1 protein-coding gene is annotated in these 1,611 nt (G+C 44.4%); it reads left to right on the top strand.

Annotation, left to right across the window (positions count from 1 at the left end; translation table 11 throughout):
* On the top strand, nucleotides 1–1,611 hold a 1,611-nt coding region (locus tag AAV97_RS21165; protein WP_081409701.1), incomplete at both ends, for a beta strand repeat-containing protein.

The following is a 1,611-nucleotide window of genomic DNA, read 5'->3' as shown; positions in this document are numbered from 1 at the left end:
GAGTTAAATAAAAACCTCAACAACTTAACTGGCATTACCGTGAACGATGGAACCAATGGCACCAATGGTTCAACTGTGATTGGTAAAGATGGTATTTCGGTTAAAGATGGCTCAGGCAATACCATTGCAGGTGTAGATAACACAGCGTTGACAGTTAAAGATGGCAGTGGCAACACAGAAACGAGCATTAACCAAGCGATCAACACGTTAAATGCAGTGCAAGGTGAAACTGACAAGTTTGACGTGAAGTACGATAAAAATGCTGATGGCAGTGCGAACTACAACAACATCACATTGGCAGGTACGACTGCAAGTAGCACGCAAGATGCAACAACAGGCAAGATCACCACAACAGGTGGAACAAGCTTGAACAATGTTGCAAGTGCAGGTGACTACAAAGATGTTGCCAATGCAAGCAAAGGTGTAAACGCAGGTGACTTGAACAATGCAGTTGTTGATGCAACCAATGCAGCGACCAGCAAAGGCTTTGCATTACAAGCAGCAGATGGCGCTAAAGTTCAGAAAAACCTAGGCGAAGCAGTTGAAGTTGTCGGTGCTGACAGCAATATCACCACAAAAGTTGCAGGCGGTCAGGTTGCGATTGAGTTAAATAAAAACCTCAACAACTTAACTGGCATTACCGTGAACGATGGAACCAATGGCACCAATGGTTCAACTGTGATTGGTAAAGATGGTATTTCGGTTAAAGATGGCTCAGGCAATACCATTGCAGGTGTAGATAACACAGCGTTGACAGTTAAAGATGGCAGTGGCAACACAGAAACCAGCATTAACCAAGCGATCAACACGTTAAATGCAGCGCAAGGTGAAACTGACAAGTTTGCAGTGAAGTACGATAAAAATGCTGATGGCAGTGCGAACTACAACAACATCACATTGGCAGGTACGACTGCAAGTAGCACGCAAGATGCAACAACAGGCAAGATCACCACAACAGGTGGAACAAGCTTGAACAACGTTGCAAGTGCAGGTGACTACAAAGATGTTGCCAATGCAAGCAAAGGTGTAAACGCAGGTGACTTAAACAATGCAGTTGTTGATGCAACCAATGCAGCAACCAGCAAAGGCTTTGCATTACAAGCAGCAGATGGCGCTAAAGTTCAGAAGAACCTAGGCGAAGCAGTTGAAGTTGTTGGTGCGGACAGCAACATCACCACGAAAGTTGCAGGCGGTCAGGTTGCGATTGAGTTAAATAAAAACCTCAACAACTTAACTGGTATTACCGTGAACGATGGAACCAATGGAACCAATGGTTCAACTGTGATTGGTAAAGATGGTATTTCAGTTAAAGACGGTTCAGGCAATACCATTGCAGGTGTAGATAACACAGCGTTGACAGTTAAAGATGGCAGTGGCAACACAGAAACCAGCATTAACCAAGCGATCAACACGTTAAATGCAGCGCAAGGTGAAACTGATAAGTTTGCAGTGAAGTACGACAAAAATGCTGATGGCAGTGCGAACTACAACAACATCACATTGGCAGGTACGAGTGCAAGTAGCACACAAGATGCAACAACAGGCAAGATCACCACAACAGGTGGTACAAGCTTGAACAATGTTGCAAGTGCAGGCGACTACAAAGATGTT

The sequence above is a fragment of the Acinetobacter sp. Ag2 genome, from assembly GCF_001005515.1.
GTDB lineage: Bacteria > Pseudomonadota > Gammaproteobacteria > Pseudomonadales > Moraxellaceae > Acinetobacter > Acinetobacter bereziniae.
This window is presented reverse-complemented; position numbering and strand designations above follow the sequence as displayed.